At 43.8% G+C, this 20,976-nt stretch carries 19 protein-coding genes; 9 read left to right on the top strand and 10 right to left on the bottom strand.

The genetic code is table 11. The annotated features are described in order from the left end of the window. Positions 1-10: 10 nt before the first annotated feature. Together DLM75_RS16030 and DLM75_RS16025 are read right to left on the bottom strand one after the other, a co-directional pair. The gene (locus DLM75_RS16030; protein WP_241547948.1) at positions 11-748 is read right to left on the bottom strand and encodes a hypothetical protein; all 738 of its coding nucleotides are present in this window, start codon (positions 746-748) and stop codon (positions 11-13) included. A 119-nt stretch (positions 749-867) separates the two neighbouring features. Further along, positions 868-1,116 carry a hypothetical protein gene (locus DLM75_RS16025; RefSeq protein WP_118969629.1) on the bottom strand — a complete coding sequence of 83 codons (249 nt, stop codon included), beginning with the start codon at positions 1,114-1,116 and terminating at the stop codon, positions 868-870. Between the two features lie 535 nt (positions 1,117-1,651). Here DLM75_RS16025 and DLM75_RS16015 point away from each other — a divergent pair. Further along, positions 1,652-1,990 (top strand): ArsR/SmtB family transcription factor, encoded by a 339-nt coding sequence (locus DLM75_RS16015; protein WP_118969628.1) that lies wholly within the window; start codon positions 1,652-1,654, stop codon positions 1,988-1,990. Positions 1,991-1,992: 2 nt separating this feature from the next. Continuing rightward, positions 1,993-2,502, top strand: coding sequence for an SRPBCC domain-containing protein (locus tag DLM75_RS16010; protein ID WP_118969497.1), 510 nt, complete (start codon positions 1,993-1,995; stop codon positions 2,500-2,502). 329 nt (positions 2,503-2,831) lie between these two features. On the opposite strand, the gene DLM75_RS16005 is transcribed toward DLM75_RS16010, so the two are convergent. The 4 genes from DLM75_RS16005 to DLM75_RS15990 all read right to left on the bottom strand — a co-directional run bounded on the left by DLM75_RS16005 (position 2,832) and on the right by DLM75_RS15990 (position 7,285). Beyond that, the gene (locus DLM75_RS16005) at positions 2,832-3,965 is read right to left on the bottom strand and encodes a carboxymuconolactone decarboxylase family protein (protein ID WP_118969496.1); all 1,134 of its coding nucleotides are present in this window, start codon (positions 3,963-3,965) and stop codon (positions 2,832-2,834) included. Positions 3,966-4,101: 136 nt separating this feature from the next. Next, positions 4,102-5,220 (bottom strand): alpha/beta hydrolase, encoded by a 1,119-nt coding sequence (locus DLM75_RS16000; protein WP_118969495.1) that lies wholly within the window; start codon positions 5,218-5,220, stop codon positions 4,102-4,104. A gap of 123 nt (positions 5,221-5,343) precedes the next feature. Next, on the bottom strand, positions 5,344-6,399 hold the full coding sequence (locus tag DLM75_RS15995) for an alpha/beta hydrolase (protein WP_118969627.1): 1,056 nt from the start codon (positions 6,397-6,399) through the stop codon (positions 5,344-5,346). Positions 6,400-6,415: 16 nt separating this feature from the next. Next, a complete protein-coding gene (locus tag DLM75_RS15990) occupies positions 6,416-7,285 on the bottom strand; it encodes an aldo/keto reductase (protein WP_241547947.1) in 870 nt (289 codons plus the stop codon). A gap of 114 nt (positions 7,286-7,399) precedes the next feature. Between DLM75_RS15990 and DLM75_RS15985 the strand changes: the two genes are divergently transcribed. Further along, on the top strand, positions 7,400-8,311 hold the full coding sequence (locus DLM75_RS15985) for an AraC family transcriptional regulator (RefSeq protein ID WP_118969493.1): 912 nt from the start codon (positions 7,400-7,402) through the stop codon (positions 8,309-8,311). Positions 8,312-8,598: 287 nt separating this feature from the next. On the opposite strand, the gene DLM75_RS15975 is transcribed toward DLM75_RS15985, so the two are convergent. Together DLM75_RS15975 and DLM75_RS15970 are read right to left on the bottom strand one after the other, a co-directional pair. Next, on the bottom strand, positions 8,599-9,330 hold the full coding sequence (locus tag DLM75_RS15975; RefSeq protein WP_118969626.1) for a class I SAM-dependent methyltransferase: 732 nt from the start codon (positions 9,328-9,330) through the stop codon (positions 8,599-8,601). 62 nt (positions 9,331-9,392) lie between these two features. Further along, the gene (locus DLM75_RS15970; protein ID WP_118969492.1) at positions 9,393-10,733 is read right to left on the bottom strand and encodes a hypothetical protein; all 1,341 of its coding nucleotides are present in this window, start codon (positions 10,731-10,733) and stop codon (positions 9,393-9,395) included. A gap of 110 nt (positions 10,734-10,843) precedes the next feature. Here DLM75_RS15970 and DLM75_RS15965 point away from each other — a divergent pair, with 110 nt between their 5' ends. From DLM75_RS15965 to DLM75_RS15955, 3 genes are all read left to right on the top strand, one after another. Then, complete coding sequence (locus tag DLM75_RS15965; protein WP_118969491.1) at positions 10,844-12,856, top strand: protein meaA; 2,013 nt, start codon at positions 10,844-10,846, stop codon at positions 12,854-12,856. A 22-nt stretch (positions 12,857-12,878) separates the two neighbouring features. Beyond that, positions 12,879-13,829: a P-loop NTPase family protein gene (locus DLM75_RS15960; protein ID WP_118969490.1), complete on the top strand. Its 951-nt coding sequence runs from the start codon at positions 12,879-12,881 to the stop codon at positions 13,827-13,829. Positions 13,830-14,404: 575 nt separating this feature from the next. Beyond that, positions 14,405-16,201 carry a transglutaminase-like domain-containing protein gene (locus DLM75_RS15955; protein WP_118969489.1) on the top strand — a complete coding sequence of 599 codons (1,797 nt, stop codon included), beginning with the start codon at positions 14,405-14,407 and terminating at the stop codon, positions 16,199-16,201. Between the two features lie 88 nt (positions 16,202-16,289). Here DLM75_RS15955 and DLM75_RS15950 read toward each other — a convergent pair whose 3' ends face one another. Then, positions 16,290-16,826 carry a DUF1564 domain-containing protein gene (locus tag DLM75_RS15950; RefSeq protein WP_118969488.1) on the bottom strand — a complete coding sequence of 179 codons (537 nt, stop codon included), beginning with the start codon at positions 16,824-16,826 and terminating at the stop codon, positions 16,290-16,292. A gap of 126 nt (positions 16,827-16,952) precedes the next feature. Here DLM75_RS15950 and DLM75_RS15945 point away from each other — a divergent pair, with 126 nt between their 5' ends. Further along, entirely contained in the window at positions 16,953-18,161 is a 1,209-nt protein-coding gene (locus tag DLM75_RS15945; protein WP_118969487.1) for an ankyrin repeat domain-containing protein, read from the top strand. A gap of 7 nt (positions 18,162-18,168) precedes the next feature. Here the strand turns inward: DLM75_RS15945 and DLM75_RS15940 are convergent, their stop codons facing one another. Continuing rightward, a complete protein-coding gene (locus tag DLM75_RS15940) occupies positions 18,169-18,819 on the bottom strand; it encodes an NADPH-dependent F420 reductase (RefSeq protein ID WP_118969486.1) in 651 nt (216 codons plus the stop codon). Between the two features lie 459 nt (positions 18,820-19,278). Here DLM75_RS15940 and DLM75_RS24125 point away from each other — a divergent pair, with 459 nt between their 5' ends. After that, positions 19,279-19,560 (top strand): hypothetical protein, encoded by a 282-nt coding sequence (locus DLM75_RS24125; RefSeq protein ID WP_147456647.1) that lies wholly within the window; start codon positions 19,279-19,281, stop codon positions 19,558-19,560. Positions 19,561-19,758: 198 nt separating this feature from the next. Beyond that, a complete protein-coding gene (locus DLM75_RS15925) occupies positions 19,759-20,574 on the top strand; it encodes an acyl-CoA desaturase (protein WP_118969483.1) in 816 nt (271 codons plus the stop codon). Positions 20,575-20,976: the final 402 nt, after the last annotated feature.

The raw sequence follows: 20,976 nt of genomic DNA, 5'->3' as shown, positions 1-20,976 counted from the left end.
TAATTTTTTATCAAAGCCGAACACAACCTTGCGGGTCACACTGGAATGAAATCTGCTTCGAGTCCCGATCCAGTTCGAACTCGATCGGGAATTTGTGGAACTTCGCCTTATCCTCGTGAAACTCTAACCAAAGCTTGTATTTTCCGGGTAAAAAATAAAACCCTATTTCATCAAAACGGGAAGGTCGAACGTGATAGTTATACGAAATGGTTCGATTTTCCGAACTGATATTCAAGGATAAAGGTTCCTGAAAGTTTTTCCACGAAAGAAATAAACGGATTTTCAAGGAATCGTCCACGGAAAGATGTTTTGTTTTTTTAATTTCTTCGAGAACATTCTTCCAATTCGATTTCCAATACGGCTGAATCAGGGTCATACCGGAATCCGATTTGTTATACGTTTCTCGACCGGCTCCTACTTGAACACTTTCTCCGCCTCGATCATAGATCGTTTCGTGTCTGGTTCCGATCCGATCGAAACGATTTTCCAATAAAGAAGTGTACAAATTCTTTAATAAAAGCGGATCGACCTTGAAACAAAGGATCTCCTTTTTTTGTCCCCTTCTCTCCTTAATATGAGAGAGGTCTTGCGAAAAATAAAATTCCGTATGATCGGGACGCATTCCTCCGTCTCGATGAAATTGCAAATAAAAATCCGCCGGCATTTGTTTTGGCAAAGCGCTCAAACAAAACGTGGAAAACGTATGAATCAAAATCAAGAGCAGACAATTTCTTAAGAGGCGCATCATAAATTTTTTTACCTAAACATATCGCAAGGGTGAAGCGCTTCAATTTCAACTCAAATATGCGAAATTCAGAAAATCAGAACACGTAAACGAACCTGCTTATGAAATAGATCGTTCCCAGATCACTTCAGTCGAAATTGTTTCAGATCTAATTTATTCTTTACTGTAGCATTCGGATCATCGATTTCAACGACTTCGCCCCGGGAAATCATCGGTGCCACTGCTTGGATCACTTTCCCACGATTGATGAACGAATCCTTAAGGCCGATTCGTTTCACAAGATCCGGTAATGTCAAAGCCCCTCCGGCGTCCTGGAGTTCTTTTAGAATCAGAGGTTCCAATTTTTTTCCACGACGTGCAATCAGCGCCATAGACAAAGCGACTCCAATTCCGACGACGATACTCGTTAACGTTTTTTCATCCATGTGAATCTCCTTTTGCGAATCAATCTTTACGGAAAGTTCGAAAGCTCTGCCTTACTTTATCAGAAAGTTCAAGTTGTAAGAGTTCGAAACAATCTCCTAAAAAAATAAGCTGTCTCTTGCGATAAATCTAAATCAAGAAATTAATGTGTACAAAGGATCTATCCATTCAAATCGGAATGAACGGTTCGAAATAAGGAATGAATAGCAATCTTTTACGCAAATTGAATCGACCTATAGACAATCGATCCCGTCCTCCCTTCTTTTTAACAAATATCACACAGCAAACGGAGCTCGGAACATAAGAAACGAATCCGATTTCAAAACCGAAACGAAGAACTGGTCTTTTTCCAACCTTTTTCAATAAAAATGCCCCGAAATTTAGGCATAGACCCGATTCTCCTTTTTAAGCTCTATCCGAAAAAACATAAAAATGATTGACATTTTTTCTAATATAACTATTGAATTATATAACGGATTAACTATGGTAAACCTCGACAACACCTTTGCGGCCCTCGCCGACTCCACCCGCCGCGCAATACTCATGCGCCTCGCAAAAGGCGAAACGACGGTTACGGAACTCGCCAAACCCTTCAACATGAGCCAACCGGCCATTTCGCGGCACCTCAGGGTTTTGGAACAAGCCGGTCTTATCTCAACGTCGGTTCGTGCCCAGGCGCGTCCTCGCCGTCTTGAAACCGCACCGCTCAAAAAAGCAACGGACTGGATAGAGAAATACCGCTTAATGTGGGAGAAGCGATATCAAGCTCTTGATGGGCTTCTCGAAGAATTAAAAACGATACAAACAATAGGAGATCGATAAAGATGAAAGCAGATCAAAAAGAAGTGAAGATTGAACTTCGAGGAGAAACGGAAGTAGTACTCACACGGTATTTCGCGGCACCTCGGAAACTGGTATTCGACTGTTTTACAAAGCCGGAACTGATACTTAGATGGCTCACCGGTCCCGAAGGCTGGAAGCTCGAAATTTGCGAGAATGATCTAAAGGTAGGCGGCAAATACTTGTACGTCTTTTCCGACTCAACGGGAAACAAAATGGGCATCTATGGAAAATTCCTTGAGGTGATAGTTCCCGAAAAGTTCTCGAATAACGAGAATTATGCGACAGACATGTCTACGTTTAATCCTGATGGTCCGGAAAATCCGGATGCGACCGTCGAATCGCGCACATTCACGACGCAAGGTGAAGGAACACTCTTAACTCACGTATTCAAATATGCTTCGGCCGAAATACGCGAACTCGAGGCTGGCGCGGCTGACGGCTGGATTCCGCTCTGTTTGGAACTCGATAAATTATTGCTCGAGATCGGATAAATATTTTTGTAGATTGTTCTTTAGATTAACGGTAAATTTTTATGACGATTCGAAACGTTGCAACCTTGTAAAAATTTACCGTTTTTAAACAAGATTCTTATTTGAATTTAGGAACGCTCTAAATCAAACGATCTTTTTTATACACGTCTTCAGTTTTCAAACAAAAGTCGAAAACCAGAATGACTGGCCTGCCTTCTTACACATTGATCGGAGATTTCGAAAGAATGGATCCTTGCAAACTTGGAGGCAAAGTCGCACACGTTAAACGAAATTCTAAAATAAAGAACCGAGAGATTCGCGGAGAATTTCTTTTTTTCGTTCTCTCTTGATTAATGTGATTCTTCGTAACCGTTGTATTCTTTTTCGGTTACCGGATTTAACCAGATTACAGGTCCACTTTGCATATTGGTTCCGATCGCAAAATGGCTGAGTTCGCTCTTTGGCGTTGCGCCATGCCAATGCGGAACGTTTGGTAAACATTGAATCACATCGCCCGCTTTTAGCGAACGAATCGGTCGGCCTTTTTCCTGATAGTATCCTTCACCTTTCGTTACGAGTAAGATTTGACCGCCTGGATGATAATGCCATTTGGTGCGGGCCCCCGGCGCGAAAGTTACATTCCCTATTTGGGTGTTCCACGTGCGATTATCACCCAAAATCATATCTATCCAAACCTTCCCGGTAAAATTTTGGTTTAAAGTTTTGTTCTCTTCGGGTAAAGATTGGGACTGTGCATTGGGCTTTAGGTTATTCTCCAAAATTGTTTTCGCCTTTTGTCCGTTTTCCCAGCTTACTTTCGATTCAATTATGGAAAGAATACTTTGAAGTTCGTTCTCCGTTATTCCTATTTTGATAGCGACTTTTATATGGGAACGAAGCTGGGATTCTACACCTCCAAGGCTTGCAAGAATGGAAAGAGTTGCAATTTCCCTTTGCTGAAAATCTAATATGTCTCTGCTAAAAATATCCGCAAAGAGATGTTCTTTCAAAAATCGATCGATAACCGGCGCGAAGGTGTAGATTTCGCTCTGAGCGGGTGAGCCTATCAATTTCGTTTGAATTTCGGTTCCCAATTCAATTTTGTTTTTATTCTCGTGAATCAGACTTGTATCTCTACCAAGTACGTCATTGATCCCGCTTTGCTTGCGATCCTTCAAGACATGTAGAAATACGGAAAGTCCGTTTAGGCTTCGTGGAAAACCGGCATAAGCATAGACATGTATTAGAATCTCCTTTATTTCGTTAATCGTCAATCCTGCGTCTAAGCCATTTCTAATGGCGCGATTCAATTCGACTTGATCGCCTTTTGTCGTGAAGGCCGATATAAGAACTATACTCTCTCGTTTTGTATCGAATGATCCTCCCGCTTCGACTCGACTTTGTGAAAGAATAAGTTGATACGGCGTTGCTATCAATAGGGTTACAACGAGGAGATTTACATTGAATGTTTTTAAGAAGTACATCTTAACCTCACGAAAATTATATTTATAATTCGTCTTCGCTCCTTTGAGAGTATCTTTTGCCTATTTCCACAATTCTTTATGCAGGAATAGATCACAATGATTTGGAAGCATGAAACTCAGCGATGATTTTGAAACGTTAGTCGCTTTCGTCTGTCCAATCCAAACCTTTTCGATTCAGAAATTCAGACATTAAGTCGGCGATTTGAACGTTATTCAAATCAGAAAATGGGAAATGAGTGTTTCCGTTGATACCAATACTAGGCAAGTGAACAACGGTAACATCTCCACCGTATCGGTTCACAACCTCGGCCCATTGTTTTGCCATCGTTAAAAAAACGCGCCACTGTTCCTTGCCCGGATTTTCACTCGGTTTATCCGGAATATTATCACCGTAGTATAGAACGATTGGGATTTTAGTAAATTTTATGAATTCGGCTTTCGGGACGAAAATGGGCTGGAGCACTCGAGCACCAAGTTTAATCGGCTCGACGTTCTCGCCTTCCGGAAATATAAACCCTCCGCCCGGCTCATACGAGACAATTGCCCTTATGTTTTTATTTTTTAAAGCCAGCTTCCAGCCGAGTCCACCGCTGGCGGAATGGGTCACTAAGATCGCATTGCCGATCCGATCAAACAACGCAGAAGTTGCGTCCACGTAAAGATCCGATTGAAAACCGGGTCCAGCATCCGGAACCGCCTGCCTGAAAAATTGATTGAGAGCTTCCGGTTTTCGTGAAAAAGATACCCCCTCGTAAAAATTTGGCCAAACACCAAGACGAAAGATGCCGAACCAAAGTTGTTCATCCGCGGCCGCAGTAATCGCCGTTCCTCTGTTGGCCTTCGCGGCTCTTCCCCGTCCCGGCTGATCCATCAAATAAACCGGAAAACCGCGACACAAAAATATATTCTGAAATCCTTCTCGTCCGTCCGGAGTTGTCTCCCAAGTTTTTGCGGACTGTCCATACCCATGCCAAAAGACAATCGGATGTTTACGAGCTCCCGTTGGAATTTGATAAAAAACGTAAGCATGATCTCCGTGACGGGTTTGACCTACTGATTGTGGACCGGCCGGATCGAAAACACCGTGTTTGATTGGATCAAATTTTCCAGGCTCCACAAACACAGTTCCGCCAACCGCAAAACTACCTTGTTCTTGAAGTATGATGTTTTTTTGAGTTTCACTTTCTGAATCGGCGTTATTTACTAAACCGATAAATAACATTATAATTATTTGATATATAAATAACTTTTTCATTTTAATTCATTCCTCATCCTTGAAGATAGGCTAAACAACGTTCAAAATTCAATTTTAACTTTAAAATTCATTCTTCGATAATGGAATTGTACAATTACGCCTTGTTTTTGTTTTTTATTACTCTCATTTCATTCTCGCGAAAAATACGATCAGCTTTTTCATCGTAAGGTCAACGTATTCAGGTACCCAGTAGGTTTCGATATGGGAAGCTCCGTTGATTTTATAAAGTTCTTTATCTTGAGTCCCGATGGCTTTTTTATAGGCATCCTCAGTCATATAAAGGCTGTCCGCATTGCTCCCCGCGATCATCAGTAGAGGCTTATCGATCAATTCGATTTGATCGACGGCGTCAAAACTCATCAGATCGAGCAGACTACTTGTCGTATATTTGAATGTAGAATTCGGATGTGCATGGGTCTTCCAATAGTATTCATATCCTTGACGATACATTTCAAAAGGCAATTTGGCGATTTGCTCATCCGTAAGATTTGCATCGCCGGAATAAAGCACTTCTCCGCCAGCAACTTCCTGAGCTCGAGCTTCAGAAGCCTGTTGCAACCGCTTCTGAACCGTATTCAACTGCGAATCCGCAAAACCGTTTCGACGAACTCTTCCGGAATTGAACATACTAAGAGTTGCAACCATTTTGAATCTTTTGTCGGTTTGCGCGGCTTTCAGAGAATAACCACCTCCACCACAGATCCCAAAAAGTGCTAAGCGAGAGTTATCGACACCCGGAAAACGCATGATATAGTCTGCCATACCGTGAATGTCTTCGACACGATAGGATGGCTTATCCACGTTGCGTGGCTTACCTCCACTCGCACCTTGATAGGCGGCGTCTGCGGTGATAGTGATATAGCCAGATTCCGCCAAACGCTCCGCATATAATCCTGCAACTTGTTCTTTTACTCCTCCGTTCGGATGGGCCACAACGATTGCGGGATATTTTTTCTTCGGATCGTAGTATGCAGGGATGTAAACGTTAGCCGAAATATCCAGGCCGTTGAGTTGATAAGTGACAGGGCTGATATTTACTTTCCCTGGTTCGTTTTTCGTGATCGCCCTTGCATAGGTCAAGGTAAATGGATTTCGTTTGTAGTCTTCCGAATGAAGTTCACTTGCTAAAATCACTATCAGGATCGTAATATATGAAACATTCGATAATTTACGTTTCATATGATCATTTGCTAAATTAAACATCAAGTTTACGCTCTCCGAGCCATTTAACCATCGCCGGGTCATTGTGGTTAAAAAAACTGCTTACTTTTTTATCTAATCCTGAAATACGAACCAAATCTTCGGGGCTTAATTCGAAATCAAAGACGTGAAAATTTTCCTCAAGACGTTCTTTTTTAACAGATTTAGGGATTGCGACGATACCTCGTTGAATCAACCAACGGAGGACGACTTGAGCAATCGACTTCCCGTGCCTTTTTGCAATTGAAAGTAAAACTTCGTTTTTAAAAAGGTCGTTCTTTCCTTCCGCGAAAGGTCCCCAAGATTCAATTTGGATTTTGTTTTCTATTAGAAACTTATGATTCTCAATCTGCTGGTTGAAAGGATGGGTTTCTATTTGATTGATCGCCGGAATTATTTGATTATGGAGAATCAGATCCATGAGACGGTCGGGCTGGAAATTGGCGACGCCGATCGCACGAATTTTTTCTTGCCGATATAACTCTTCCATCGCCCTCCATTCTCCGTAAATATCTCCATAGGGTTGGTGAATCAGATAGAGGTCGAGATAATCCAATTGAAGACGGTTCAGAGTTCGTTCGAACGCTTTTTTTGTGCCATCATATCCGTCGCTTTGAATCCAAAGTTTAGAAGTGACGAATAAATCTTTTCTTGCGATGCCGCTTTTTTTAATCGCGTTTCCTACCGCTTCCTCGTTCAAATAAGATGCCGCCGTATCGATTAGACGATAGCCTATTTCCAGAGCATCAGAAACGCACCGTTCACACTCGGAGAGATCCGTTATCTGAAATACTCCAAAACCTAAAATAGGAATTTCTACGCTGTTGTTGAGTTTGACCGTTTCCATTGTGAAAGAACTTAGCATATTTCCACGAACCCGACAATACTCGTTTGTTTTGATTTCTTGCCTAATCCTCCTAAGATTCTGAAAAATGAATGCTTTTTCTAAGGGAAACGATAAGTTCATTCTAAAGCAAATATGAAGTCAGTAGAGTTACAGAGTAAGAGAGGACAAATTTCGGAACCCTTTGCGACCCTTGTTCCAGAGAAGGGAATTCTTCAAACGGAGATAGAAGGTGTAAGAATCTATCGAATCACGGAATCCTCACCAAGACAACCGCAATCCTACGGTCCGAGGATTGTTTTCCTTTTCCAAGGACAAAAGAGAATATTTTTAGGAGATAAAACTTTTGTCCAGGACGCCTCCAATTATCTCGTACTTGCGGTGCCTTTGCCGGTTGAATGTGAAATGACGGCTACCTTAAAAGAACCTTTGCTTGGTGTATCAGTGACCGTTACTCCGGAGGCTATCGTTGAAATTCTTCATCAGAGTAATGATAAACAAGGAAATGAGACGATCGTTCCCGAAGGTCCTTATACCGCTGAGCAAACTGAAACTATAATTGATACCGTTTATCGACTTCTTCAATCTCTAAGAAATAACCGCGATGCTCGACTCCTCGGACCCATGATCGTAAGGGAACTAATCTACAGAGTGGCCTTCGGAGATGGAGGAGAATCATTGCGTGCGATCGCCTACCGAAAACGACACTTCTTTATGATTGCGCGGGCACTGGATACGATTCACGAGGCGTTTTATGAAAATTTGGATATTCAAAATCTTGCCGCTGAAGCAGGAATGAGCATATCCATGTTTCATTCCTGCTTTAAGACGGTGACGAATACGTCACCCATTCAATACATAAAAAACATTCGGCTTCATAAGGCAAGAGCGCTCATGCTACACGATGGATTGAATGCTTTAGCCGCCGCAACCAGAGTAGGTTACGAAAGCCCATCTCAATTCAGTCGCGAATATAAGCGTTTTTTTGGTGTAACTCCGGGACAGGATACAGCTAAGATCCGTGAAGAAGGAAGAGTATCGATCTGAGCGCAAAATCTAAAGACAGTAGATACAGGTTAGCAAAGAATCGTTGGTGTAAAGACGGAATCCACAATCAAGTCGCTGAAGGAAATCATCGTTTAGTCAAAAGTGCTTTCTCTGCGTACGGTTACATACGACCAGAATTCAGTCAGTTGTATTTGGATGAGTTTAGTTTTTTAAAGAATGCGAATCTGTTGGGATTCGAAGATTTAGGGATCAACTTTTTAAGGACGAAAGTGGTGAAATCCTTTGACTCCGATCCGGTGAGGATTGGAGGGAAGGGATATTAAGGATTATTCATCCTTAAACAATTGATCGGTAAAACGGGAATCTGCGACAAGGCGACTTTCTAAAAGATTAAAACCGACTCTTCGGAAGTAAGGTTCAATCATCTTCATGTATTGCTTTTTAGTTCTTACGAATGCGTAAGGATCTTCAAAGTAGATCTCTTTTTTCATTCTTATATAGTCGTCTTTTGTGGGAACGGAGAAGTAGAGATACTTTACAATTCTATGAAGTTTCTCGAAAACCGGTTTGAGATCTCCCTCGATATATTGTACAACGGAATTACAAATTCCAAGATCAAAAGGAAGATGAACAAAATAAGACAAATCTAATTCTTGAACGGTTGTATTTAAGACGGAGATATTCCAGGCGCGGATCCATTTTTGCGCGATCAGTTCGTCGAGCATCTGCTCCGAAGGATCGATCGCGAGAACCCTTCCGGGTTTGAAGATCTTTACCATCTCTTTCAAAAGAATCCCTTTCCCAAATCCGAAATCGGCGATCGAGTTTACGTTGATCTCCATCAGGTTGAGGATTGATTTCGCATAACGTGCGTGTTCTTTTGCGTTGAATGTCGCGTCCACGTCCGTCCCGGAACCGTAGATATCCCTCCAATATGCGGTTTCAAAAGGAAGTCCGTTGGCTCCTATCGTCAAACCCTCATCCTCGGAAGATTCTTCTTTTTTGCCTCTTACGCGAAACTTTAGTTTTTCTTTATATTCTGAAAAAGAGACGGCGATCTTTTGACTCTTGGAAGTCGGATTCTTATCTTTTGAATTTTTCTTTTGATTCCAGATGGATTTCAAGGGTTCTCTTCCGGACTCAGCGCGGAGGACGTGAAGATTCCCGTCAGAAAACGATTGAGCCCTTTTTCTCCATTCTTAGAAAGCAATTGAGAATTCGCTTTTTCGACCTGGATCTTGATCTGCGTATTTTCTTTCTCACCGCTGATTACTTTTGTAAGAAAGCCGGTGATCAGAATTTGTTCTCCGGATAAAAAAACGTATTGTGGATTCTTAAACTTATATCGTTTTAAAAGATCTCTCTTGTCCGCGAGCCAGACCTCTTCTAAAAAGAGATAGTCCCGATTCTTCCATTCCTTCGGTTTGATAGAAAGAAGCCTTTGTTTGGAATGAAAATACACGTAAGACGAAACAGCGGGGCTTGCAAAGATCTTCTCCTCCGCTTGGATCACTTCCCTACTCTTTAAGTTTACAAGATCCTTTGTAAACGCGCCTAACTTCGTCGCGTTGATTCCGGTCGTAGGTTTCACCGAAAAATATGCCGAAACAAGAAGCGCCACGAACAACACCGCGCTCGCGGCGATCGTGCTCAGCTCCTTTTCCGATTTCAAAAGAAAACTTCCTATGTAGAGAATGAGGAACAAAGGACCGATATTGATCAGATAATTCCAGCCGAGTTTATAGAAACTCTCGAACGAGTGTTCTCCGTAGAAATCGACGTTTACCAGAATTGTAAGAAGAGCAAGAAGGGCTCCTAAATAAACGAGAAGGACGAGTTGCGGAATATTTCTTCTCTTAAAGAAAACGGACTGATGTTTTTTTCTCTCTTTGATTCCCACGGTTCCGGCTTTGATCACAAAGACCGTCATTCCGAAAAGAAAGACCGAGAAGTGGGAAAAGAAACTTCCTAGAATACAAACCACGAGCAAGAATATGTCGCCCAAGGTCTCCATTCGAAACGCAAGAAAGAGGATCAACAAAAACGAAAGACTGAACAACTCCGAGTAAAAATGCAAGGACATAGAAAATGTAAGCGGAGTCAGCGCGGATAGATAACAGATCAAATAGTGATTCGGCTTCCACTTTTCTCTCTGAAGAATCAAACCGATCACGTGTATACAGAACGAAAAAATAAATGCAGAGAGAGAATAGAAGGCCGTCGTATAGTTGAGTCCTGTGATCGATTTCCAAAAATCCAGAATGAAAAAGGAAAGCGGAGCTTGATCGGAGAAAAATTTTCCCTCTTCCGTAAGAGAACGAAGATTGGCAAGAACACTCAGAGCTTCCGGATTCAGAGGTTCTCCAAACCAGTTGTAAAGGACGGAAAGCACGACTGAAAGGCCGATCGCCGAGAGAAAAAGGTAGATTGGGTTGGCTTTGTTGCTTCTTTCTAAATCCATTGCGGGTCCGTTGGGTTTTTGCGGAAATCAGAGCAAGGATAAAAATTGAGGTGAAATTCTACCAACACATTTTGAAGTAACAATGAGAACCTCGAATCGGGACAGAATTCATGGAAAATAAAGATCATATCCTTTACGACAAAGCCGGAAAGCCATCCAAAGAAGCGGCCTGGATCTTCCGAACCTACGCGGGACACACGAACGCAAGAGAATCGAACGAACTCTTCCGAAAAAACCTCTCCAAAGGTCAAACCGGACTCTCCATCGCCTTCGACCTCGCGACCCAATGCGGTTACAGTTCCGATCATCCGATCGCAAGACCGGAAATCGGAAAAGTCGGAGTTCCGATCAACACCCTTGAGGATTTTAGAATTCTCTTCGACCAGATTCCACTCGAAGAAATGAACACATCGATGACGATCAACGGGACTTCGATGTATCTTCTGTCTCTTTACGTCGCCCTCGCTCAAGAAAGAGGCGTGGACATCGGACTCCTCCAAGGGACCACACAAAACGACATCATCAAAGAATACCTCGCAAGAGGAACTTACATCTTCCCACCCGCGCAATCCATCCGCGTGATCGTGGACATGTATGAATACAGTTTGAAAAACATTCCTAAATGGAATCCATCTAACATCTGTTCGTATCACTTGCAGGAAGCCGGCGCAACTCCGGTGCAGGAACTCGCTTTCGCTCTCGCGACCGCGATCGCAATTCTCGACGCGATCAAAGAAAGAAACTGTTTTACTCCGGACGAATTCGAACAGTGCGTGGGAAGAATTTCGTTCTTCGTAAACGCGGGAATTCGTTTCGTGGAAGAGATGTGCAAGATGCGCGCCTTCACCGATATGTGGGACGAGATCACGAGAGATCGTTATCAAGTAAAACAGGAAAAGTATCGTCGTTTTCGTTACGGGGTTCAGGTAAACTCTCTCGGTCTCACCGAAGAACAACCGGAGAACAACGCTTGGAGAATTCTCATCGAAGCGTTAGGCGTCACCATGAGCCGGGACGCTCGCTGTAGAGCGCTTCAACTCCCCGCTTGGAACGAAGCCCTTTCCCTTCCAAGACCTTGGGACCAACAGTGGTCCTTAAGACTTCAACAAGTTCTCGCGTATGAAACGGACTTATTAGAGTATCCGGATCTATTCGAAGGTTCTAAAGTAGTAGAGAGCAAAGTAAAAGATCTCAAAGAAGAAGCCTACAAAGAAATTCAGAAAATTCTGGATATGGGCGGAGCGATCAAGGCGATCGAGAACGGTTATATGAAATCGCAACTCGTCAAATCGCAAGCGGAACGTCTCGCAAAGATCAACAACAACGAACTCATCATCGTCGGAAAGAACAAATGGACGGAAGGAATTCCATCTCCTCTGATGACCGACCAAGACGGAGGGGTTTTCAAAGTGGATCCGAAGTCCGCGGAAGAAACACTCAAAGTTTTGGCGAAGACAAAAGAAAAACGAGACGCGAACCAAGTAAAGGCCGCTCTTGCCAAGCTCGAAGCGGACGCAAAAGCGAATAAGAATCTGATGACCGCTTCGATTGAATGTGCCAAGGCCGGAGTTTCCACGGGAGAATGGGCCGACGTCCTACGATCCGTTTTCGGAGAATACAGACCTTCTACCGGAGTCGAAGGACAAAAACTCAATCTCGAAACCGAAAAGGTAACGAGAGTCAGAGGAAAAGTCGAAGCCTTCCTAAAAACAAACGGTTCGAGACCGAAGATCGTAGTCGGCAAACCGGGGTTAGACGGACATTCCAACGGAGCCGAGATGATAGCGGTTTCCGCAAAACACGCGGGCTTTGACGTGATCTATTCCGGAATTCGTTTAACACCGGAGGAAATCGTTCAGACCGCCGTGGAAGAAAACGCGGACGTGATCGGAGTTTCGATCCTTTCGGGTTCTCACCAAGAACTCGCGGAACAGATCTTCCAGGAATTAAAACACTACAAAGCGAACATTCCCGTCGTTTTCGGGGGAATCATTCCTCCCGGAGATTTCGAGGCTCTTTTAAAACTCGGCGTAAAGGCGATCTTTACTCCGAAGGATTACGATTTGATGGACGTGATGGAGAAAATCATCGATATCATTTCCAAAACCGTAAAAGCCGCATAACGCGTCCTCTTCGGAAATGTCTGTGAATCCATCTAGGACAGAACTCGCGGAACTCATCGAGGGAGCGCGAGAGGGAGAAAAATTTCCTCTCGCGAAACTGATCTCGGGAGTGGAAAGGCCGGATTCCTTCGAATTTAGAAAAAATCTTTTTGAAGAACTCTACAATCGAGGTTTGACAGGAAAAAATTCTTTGACGGTGGGGTTTACCGGAACTCCGGGCGCGGGAAAATCTTCCTTGCTCGGAGAACTTGCGACTCAATTCTTAAAAGGCGAAAACGAAGAGACGATGGCGATCGTTGCAATCGACCCTTCGAGTCATATCTCCGGAGGTTCTCTTCTCGGAGATCGAACCAGGCTTTCTCTTCCGGCGAGAGAAAAAAGAATCTACTTTCGTTCCCAACCGAGCCAACTCGAACTCGGAGGAGTCAATCCTTACACGTATCACGTCATACGCCTTTTGCGTTGTTTTTTTCGTTATGTCTTTATCGAAACCGTCGGGATCGGGCAAAACGAAATCGAAGTCTCCAAGCTCACGGATCTTTCATTTCTCGTCTTGCAACCATTAGGCGGGGACCAAGTTCAGTTTATGAAGAGTGGAATCATGGAAGTTCCGGATTCTTTTATTTTGAACAAATGCGACGAAGAACAACTCGCGAATTCTAGCTATCATATGTTGATCACGACCCTGGAATTCTTAAAAGACATGATGCCGGGAAAAAATCTTCCTCCCGTTTTCAAAACTTCCACAAAAACAAAGGTCGGGATCGTAGAACTTCTGGAATTTATTCGAAAAGCAGTTCCCTCCGGAGACCGTTCGAAAGAAACCCTTCTTCAACTCAAAAAATGGATCAAGAACGACTATGGAAACTTCGGCCTAAAGTTGATCGAACATCTTCCCTACTCCGGCTCCACAAATTTTGAAACCTTAGAATCCCTGGCCTTGGATGAAATCAAAAGACATCTGAAAGTTTGAGTCCGATTCTTCGTTCTTTTTTACAATCAGAGCTCCCCGAAAAAATTTCGGATTCGATGTTTCGGAAGTGAAAGGCAACGATCGAAGATCCGTTTGAACGGGCTCGTATGCATTCAATTTTGAGCCTGTCCCAAAACCTCGAAATCCAGAAGAGATCCGCTTAAGAAAATTCTAATAAAACGTATGAGGTCCTACAAAATAGAGTCAAAGCCGACGTTTAGTACACTTTGATTGTTTCTTTTGATGTTAGAGTTCCCACATCCTAGGTTTTGGAACAGGCTCTTTTTATTTTAGAATTCGGATCAACTCGCAAACGTTTCGAAATTTCGGAAGAGTGGGAACTCCTCCGTTTTTAGATCGAGGGAGGAATTTCGGAATTCGCAAAAGAGGGCGTAGATAGGAAAATCAGGTAGGAACTCTTACAGATTCTTTTTCCGGTTTTGGGAGAAGCTCCTTGTTCGATTCAATTTTAGAGGAGATCGTTTTGAGTTACGGCAGTTCGATTTTTTAAGAGATTCTCTTTTTTAGAATTTGGAAAGGTTAGAATCCGGGACTTGTCCGAGTCGGATTCTCTCATGTCGTTCCAATCTTCTTTTTCGATTTTGATCCTCTCTTTTCCACTTCTTTCGTTTCCGATTTTTTCTCAGTCCGCCTATCCGGTGTTCGACTGGGAAACGGTTGCGAATACGGATTACGCCCAAGTCGCTCCCCCACAGAGCGAAGAGAAAGTCCGGAGTTTTCAAGGCGCCTTGATCGCGGGAAACTGGATCCTCTGGCCCGCGATTCTTCCGGGCGAAAATGGAAAAGAAAGTCACGGCTTGATCTTGCGGAATTTTAAAAACGGAGATTCGAAGCGCATCGATTTCGGAGAACCGGTTCGAGGTTTGGCCTGGGACAAGGAGAAGAATCAAATCTTCGCGAGACTAAAAAAAGAAATCGTAGTAATCGACGCCGATTCTTTCGAAACAAAAAGAAGGTTTCCATTCCCCGCGACGAACTCCGGTTGGACCTCCCTCGGATTTTTTCAGGGAAAACTCTTCGGAATCCAAGGAAACACATTCACTTTTTATGATAGAGAAAACGGGAATGAAATCGAAAGCAAAGAAGTGCCCGTTTCGAAAATCGCTCAGGCCTATGCCTGCTCGGAGAAGGAAATTTTTCTCTGGAACAACGATGGAGATTTCAATCTCCATTCTTACAACCCGATTCTAAACTCCATAAAAGATCGTTTTTCGGTGAAGATCGACGGGAAACTGGCGCCTAAGGTGACCTGTCGAGGAAAGGATTTCGCTCTGATGGATCCGGAGAAAGGATATTATCAAAATCTAATCAAGATCGGAAACCAGTTTTATCCCGTCGTTCCGGGAAACCAGATTCTCAAAGGGAATCTGAGTTATCGTTTTGCTCCAAAGAAGGAGAAAATTTCTTTTTCTCTCACGGTGAGTGCGAAGGAGAAGGATTCCCCGGAATCCGAAATCGCGGTTGCAATTCCTCCTAAAGAAACGGCATCGCAGACTTTGAGCGAAGAATCCGTTTCAAAGTTCGGCTCTTTTCAGGAAGACGCGCAAGGGAATCGGACCTTGTTCGTCAAAATTCCCGCCTTATCCGCCGGTCAGTCTTGGACGGAAGTCGTCTATTCTGCGAAGATTGAAAGATTTAACTTGGACTCCGGACTCTCCAATTTCAACACTTCTTGGGAAGATTGGAAGGTCGATCGGAAATGGAATCAATTCTTAGAAGATAAATCGGTATATTTGATCAACGATCCGGGGATCACTTCCATACGAGATCAACTCAAAGCGGAATCTTCCAGCGTCGAAGGTTATATCCAAGCGGTCTATAAACATATCACAAAGAATCTCGTCTATAAACAAGACGGACGTTTCGACGCGGCGCCCACAGTTCTTCAAAACGGTCATGGTTCTTGCACAGAACATAGTTACGCTCAGATCGCCCTCTTGAGAAGCGCTGGGATTCCTGCGAGGCTCGCTTGGAACTGGCTTCCGGTCTCTCCGAAGGTGGAGCTAAATCATAAGGTCGCCGAAGTCTGGCACCCGTCCTTCGGTTGGATTCCGATGGAACCTCTTTCGTCTCCAAGGACGAGAGCCGGGCTTACATATGCAAAACATATTATATTCGCAGTTTTGAATTCTCCTTCGCATTCGATTATCAAAGGCGGAGACGTCTTGCTGAATTTTACGAAACCTTCGGGTGGCGCTTCCAGGTCCTTGGAGATCGAGTTGTCCTCGGATGATTCGGTCTCTTCAAGGAATCTTTTGGATGTAGATTCTTCTTGGATGGATTCTTTCCCGAAAGTCAAACCGATTTCGAATCGAGTCCTCTTGAGAGGAGATGAGAGGAGCGTGGAATGAAGGTCTGTCCGTGCGGTGCCGAAAGTCTCGGCGAGGATTCGAGACCTTTCGGTTGGTTTTGGGTCCTTTTTTGAGAGGGGTGGTTTGTTTATGTGCCCTTGGGTGGGAGATGATAGGGGAAGGTGTCGGTCATGGGATTTGGTTCGAATTCCAGCTCTCGGGAAATGAGATTTTCTCGTAAATTGAGGGTCCAGATCATTCTGTAAGACTCGTGAAACCTAGGAACTCCTTGGTTCAAAGTATCCACGATAGAATCTCCGACCCCAACCTCATCCAACCAAAGCATATAATTAAAAAGATAACACCTCGAAACCCCGTGCGCGGCCGCGAGCGCACCGAGAAGAGCCCACGCTCCAGTGTTGACCCGAATACTCATCTTCTTCATCTTCCCGACGCCTCGATTGTATTTGATCTTTCCCGCTCTCCAATGAAGCCTCTTTAGAGAACTCACATACTTCCCGAATTTCCTCAGAAGATAGGGAAGCTTTCTCCGAAGAATTCTTCTCTCATCCTCGTTCAATTTATCCCAAAGGGAAAGAGGAATTAGAATCGAATCCGTCCCCAGCGGGCCTTCAATCAGAGCGGACTGAATTTTTCTCTCGGAGCTAAAAGATAGAATTTCCATACCCAGAACGGTTCCCTTCGCATTCAAGGTGCCGTCGTCTTACGAAAAAAAAAATCATTTAAGAATCTTTTTTTCGAGCCTACTTCTTCTTGACATAGGAAATTTCTTTCTTAGATTCCTTCCACTATGAATCCTTCGAAGATCCTCTTCTTATTCTTCCTTTTCACCTTCCCTATTTTTTCGGAAGGAGAACATCCCAATCACGCAATCGGAGAATCGGTCCTCAAAATCTCCAAACGAGCCAACCTTCCCGAAGCGACAATCTCCGGAAGCGGATTTAAGGCGGTGGCCATCGTAGGAGACGTCGACGGAGACAACGGTCCAAGCACGTTGGGTTATATTAAGAATATGCAAGAAGTGACGAAGGTTCTCAAAGCGAGAGGAGTTTCAGTCTTGGAATTTTATAGCCCTCGAACGCCTTGGGAACAAATCAAAGAGGCGATCAGAGGCGCGAACATCGTCCTCTATGCAGGACACGGAATCGGAAGCAATCTCACGAACTCTCCTTTCCATCAGAAGTATGTAGGAGGATTTGCATTGAAGGGGAAATTTGTTTCCAATGACGAAGTGGAGAATTCTCTGAAGCCCGCACCGGGTGCGATCGTTCTCTTCCTCGGCGCCTGCTTTACTGCCGGCAACATGGCCTATGACATGGGAGTCATAGACGCCGAGGAAACCAAACAAAGAGTCACCATGTATTCCGCACCTTTTTTAAAAGCGGGCTTTCAAGGATATTATGCGACATGGGCGCCTTGGACCGCGCAGAGTATCGTCGCCGATCTATTTACCGGAAAGAATTTCGGAGGAATCTACGATGCGCAGACAAAACTCTCCGAAGTTACGAAACTCGATCATCCTGGATTCTCCGGTGGAAAACTATTTTTTCATCGAGGCATTCAAGATTCAAAAGTCATTTTTGACTACGCTTTCTCGGGAGACCCAAACGCTAAACTTTCCAATCGAAACATTTCTGAAGAATCGAAACCCTCCAACAATCCGATCGTTTTGACACCGGAAGAACAGACTTCGAAAAATAACGCTCTCATCAAGGCGACGTATAAGAAGGATCTCAATACCGCTCTTCGTTTGTTAAACGAAGGAGCCGATCCGAATTCGGAGACGAAAGGATGGAGAATTCTCCACCTCTCCGTTTACTTTGATCTTCCTGAACTTACGAAAATTCTTCTGGAGAAAAAAGCGGATCCGAACTACCAAGTGGATGGATATACGGCACTTTCCTTAGCAACGGCTTATGAAAGAACCGCGATCATTCCTCTCCTCGAAGCGGCCGGAGGAACAAAATCCAGATCCGCTTCGAGCAAACCGAAACCGTAGTGGTCCCTTATTTTAAGAGTTTAAAAGCGTGAGTCCAGGATTGAGATAAGAATCCGGGAATACACCAGAGAATACAAAGCGGTTCGATTGCGCGGGCCGCTTCGACTTTACCCATGTCCTCCGTTTCCCAACCGAAAGTATCCAGGATCTCTTTCGTTTGTTTTTTTGCGTTCTCGTTATTCCCGCAGATAAACATGCTCGGCTTTCCTCCTTTCAATTGAGGATCCACCATCAAAGAACTCCCGACCGAACTGAAACACTTCACAAAATTCGACTTTGGATATTCTTTTTGAATCTGCTCCATAAGAGATTCGTTATATGTTGTGAAAAAATTAAGAACGCCGTTGACAGGCGCTTGATCACCGATCGGATTCGTTGTATCGAGGATCGTCTTTCCGGTTAGGAAATCGTTTCCGGCGAGCTTTAAGACATCCTTTGCCGCATTTCCTTTTGAAGCAAGAATGAGAATTTCTCCGAATGCCGCCGCTTCTCCGAAGGATCCGACCGAAGCCCCCTTCCCTGCTTTGGACAACCAGTCTTTGAGTTTTTCAGGATCTCTGGTCCCAATCTTAACTTCCGCCCCATATTTTAGGAATCCATTGGCCAATGTTTGACCTACGATCCCCGATCCTAAAATTCCAATTTTCTTTTCTTTCATTCAATTCTCCGTTCCTTTCTAATCGATTTCTCTGTAATTGATCCGATCTAAGTGGGATAAACGCTCGTCGTTCTTCGCCTTTTCTTTTTCCAGAATTCACTTACCCTGAGTCTCGAGACAAATCAGTCGGAAAAACGACATTCCACCGTAAAAAACCTCACCCCACCCTGATCTTGGGTGGAGGGGTGGGTGGTGGAAACTCCGAGAGACTTTTCTCTATCAGAGAATTCTAATTCTTTCAAGTAAAAAGTTTTTCCGAGTCGGAACTCCGACAATCGATGATTTCAAAACGCTTCCGAGTTGGCAGGCGAGAAAAACACTGAACAAAGGAGCGACCCCATTCTACTCTTACAAAGCTTTCCCTCTTAGACGTTCTTATACCCGAATCGAATTCCGCGAGTGGCTCCGTTCTTATAAAAAATGAGGCAGAGTCTCTTCAAGTTCACGACAGAAATAAAATTGGGACGAAATTCTTCTCTGCAACCGAAATCGCAAAACCAAACGATCTCAAAATGGTGCGATTGTTGTGCCCGACCTTGGAACGGACGATGGATATCGTGCACTGGAAAGTACGGAAGAATCACGCCTTGCCAGTGGTTGATCGCCAAAGTGACTGATGTTTCGGATCTCTACAAAGGAATCGCAACCGTTTCCGGAGGGAATAAAATCAAAGGGGCGGCATTCGCATTCCGGTTAAAACGATCCAAAAGGAAAATCATTTCCATCGAACCTTTTGTTTAAAAAAGTCGGGAATTCCCTTCGGTTTTTGCCTTTCCGGGAAAAGTCGGCGTTTTTGCGTTTCGAAAAGAACTTCTTTTTTTTCCTCGAAAATCGATTTTTGGAACGAGTTCGGATCCTTTTTTTAGAAAATTCCAAAACTTTTTTGCAACACGCGATCGGTGTTCGGCTCCTATTGAATACAATAGGAGCTAATATTCGATGGCAATCATCCTAACATTCTTTTTTGCGCACTGGTTTTTATCAGCGTTTGCGCAATCCTTCTTTCTTCACAGATACGCCGCTCATGCGATGTTTAAGCTGAACAAGTTTTGGGAAAAATTCTTTTATCTTTTTACTTGTGTCGCTCAAGGTTCTTCCTTTTTAAACCCTCGCGCTTATGCGATCATGCACAGACAACACCACGCATATAGCGATACCGCGAAGGATCCACATTCTCCGATCGCATCGAAGGGATTTTTGGATATGATGTGGAAAACGGCGCTTAACTACGAAGCGATCCTTGACGAAAAAGCAAACGTCGAAAAGGACTTCCGTGGAAATTATCCGCAGTGGCCTGCAATCGACAAACTCAGCGATTCTTGGACATTTCGCTTAACTTGCGGAACTCTCTATACGTTATTCTATCTTTACTTTGTCCCTGCGGGTCAATACGGCTGGTATCTTTTACTTCCGATTCACTGGTTGATGGGGCCTATTCATGGTGCGATTGTAAATTGGTGCGGACATATGTATGGTTACAGAAACCACAAAGAAAATCCGGATCATTCGATGAACACACTCTTTGTGGATTTTTTAATCGCCGGAGAATTGTATCAGAACAACCATCATGCTCATCCGAATTCTCCGAACTTTGCGTTTCGTTGGTTTGAATTGGATTTAACCTATCAAGTGATGAAGGTCCTTCATCTCCTAAGAATCATAAAGATCCAAAGAGCCGTCTGGACGGAAAAAGGGAAAAAAGTTCTTCGCGGTTCCGATGTAATCGTCGACCCTTCTCCCAGCGTAGCCGCCTAAGAATCGCTCCTATTAACAAGCCCGCCTTTCGGCGGGCTTTTCATTTTATAAACCAATTTCTTATTTAAGTCTTGTTCCGAAACAAGGAGCCGCTTCATTCATTGCTCTTCTGTGGTTCGTAACCAGAAACGCAGGAGTTCCCACAAATTGCATCGTGTAGCATTGTGAATTCTTTAACCAGAGCTCTTCTGTTAATTTTTGATTGGAGTTCCTACACCCTGTCCTTTCAGAGTTAGACCTTAAATGAAATCTTGGGATTGAGAGATCGTCTTTCGGCGGTCAAACTGGCCGGACCGATTCTTCCGACAAACGAATTCTTCGAAAAAACTACTTGTAAACGGACTTTAAGTCCGTCCGAGATAAAATTACGGAAAGACTTTGACTTTGCTGGAAAACAAAAAG

Origin of the sequence: Leptospira stimsonii (assembly GCF_003545885.1) — a bacterium.
GTDB lineage: Bacteria > Spirochaetota > Leptospiria > Leptospirales > Leptospiraceae > Leptospira > Leptospira stimsonii.
Note: the sequence above shows the minus strand (reverse complement) of the source record. Positions and strands in the feature narration are given on the sequence as shown.

Bases quoted from the DNA above. Each gene is read 5' to 3' on its own strand.
- DLM75_RS15970 (WP_118969492.1), bottom strand. From the start codon at position 10,733: ATGGATTTAGAAAGAAGCAACAAAGCCAACCCAATCTACCTTTTTCTC.
- DLM75_RS16000 (WP_118969495.1), bottom strand. From the start codon at position 5,220: ATGAAAAAGTTATTTATATATCAAATAATTATAATGTTATTTATCGGT.
- DLM75_RS15955 (WP_118969489.1), top strand. From the start codon at position 14,405: ATGTCGTTCCAATCTTCTTTTTCGATTTTGATCCTCTCTTTTCCACTT.
- DLM75_RS15985 (WP_118969493.1), top strand. From the start codon at position 7,400: ATGAAGTCAGTAGAGTTACAGAGTAAGAGAGGACAAATTTCGGAACCC.
- DLM75_RS16030 (WP_241547948.1), bottom strand. From the start codon at position 748: ATGATGCGCCTCTTAAGAAATTGTCTGCTCTTGATTTTGATTCATACG.
- DLM75_RS15995 (WP_118969627.1), bottom strand. From the start codon at position 6,399: ATGAAACGTAAATTATCGAATGTTTCATATATTACGATCCTGATAGTG.
- DLM75_RS16025 (WP_118969629.1), bottom strand. From the start codon at position 1,116: ATGGCGCTGATTGCACGTCGTGGAAAAAAATTGGAACCTCTGATTCTA.
- DLM75_RS16005 (WP_118969496.1), bottom strand. From the start codon at position 3,965: ATGTACTTCTTAAAAACATTCAATGTAAATCTCCTCGTTGTAACCCTA.
- DLM75_RS15990 (WP_241547947.1), bottom strand. From the start codon at position 7,285: ATGCTAAGTTCTTTCACAATGGAAACGGTCAAACTCAACAACAGCGTA.
- DLM75_RS16010 (WP_118969497.1), top strand. From the start codon at position 1,993: ATGAAAGCAGATCAAAAAGAAGTGAAGATTGAACTTCGAGGAGAAACG.
- DLM75_RS15965 (WP_118969491.1), top strand. From the start codon at position 10,844: ATGGAAAATAAAGATCATATCCTTTACGACAAAGCCGGAAAGCCATCC.
- DLM75_RS15925 (WP_118969483.1), top strand. From the start codon at position 19,759: ATGGCAATCATCCTAACATTCTTTTTTGCGCACTGGTTTTTATCAGCG.
- DLM75_RS15945 (WP_118969487.1), top strand. From the start codon at position 16,953: ATGAATCCTTCGAAGATCCTCTTCTTATTCTTCCTTTTCACCTTCCCT.
- DLM75_RS15940 (WP_118969486.1), bottom strand. From the start codon at position 18,819: ATGAAAGAAAAGAAAATTGGAATTTTAGGATCGGGGATCGTAGGTCAA.
- DLM75_RS16015 (WP_118969628.1), top strand. From the start codon at position 1,652: ATGGTAAACCTCGACAACACCTTTGCGGCCCTCGCCGACTCCACCCGC.
- DLM75_RS15950 (WP_118969488.1), bottom strand. From the start codon at position 16,826: ATGGAAATTCTATCTTTTAGCTCCGAGAGAAAAATTCAGTCCGCTCTG.